The 619-nt window shown below is 55.3% G+C and carries 2 protein-coding genes; one reads left to right on the top strand and one right to left on the bottom strand.

What is annotated here, in order from left to right; genetic code table 11:
- Positions 1-223, top strand: a 223-nt coding sequence (locus tag ACR0KW_RS24285; RefSeq protein ID WP_480807314.1) for a glutathione S-transferase C-terminal domain-containing protein, incomplete at its 5' end; no start/stop codon positions are given.
- A gap of 217 nt (positions 224-440) precedes the next feature.
- Here the strand turns inward: ACR0KW_RS24285 and ACR0KW_RS24290 are convergent.
- Positions 441-619, bottom strand: a 179-nt coding sequence (locus ACR0KW_RS24290) for a DDE-type integrase/transposase/recombinase (protein WP_480807315.1), incomplete at its 5' end; no start/stop codon positions are given.

Raw genomic sequence — 619 nt, forward strand, 5'->3', positions numbered from 1 at the left:
GCGGTCTTGGCTATTTGGAGATCGCCCTACCCTCGCCGATCTGGCACTTCTGCCCTTTGTCCGCCAATTCGCCCATATAGACAGAGAGTGGTTTGACGCACAGGAATGGCCAAATTTGATTGCATGGCTGGATCGTTTCATGGAAAGCGAAGCCTTCATAAACGTAATGCACAAGTACGCGCCATGGGCAGAAGGCGACGCGCCTCTTTGGTTCGGCGGCTAGGCTCAACATGACGGCCCCCCCCGGCCCAAACCTGCCGTTGGCCAAGAACCTTCATCGCTGCATTGCGGCCCGCCAAAGCCGTCATTCGCCGCGAGTGCAAACTCGGGGCCCTAGCGAACTCACAGTCTGCGGGGTGTTGTCACGTTAACTGTCGTTCGGTTGCGGTTCTGTCGCAAACTTTTTAGATGGCAGAGCGTCAGTGGAATTGGTGAGCAGTTTACCCTGCCAATTGGGCGAACTGCTGAAAGGGACGGAGTCCGGGCGTGAATTGACCTTTGCGGATCATGTTGACCAGTTCTATGCCTGCCAGGACAGGTGCGGCTGAAGCGAAAGATTTGAATCCCAGCATGGGCCTGATCCTTCGTTTGATGAAACGGTGATCCTGTTCAATGATGT

The organism is Ruegeria sp. CG11 (assembly GCF_056537245.1).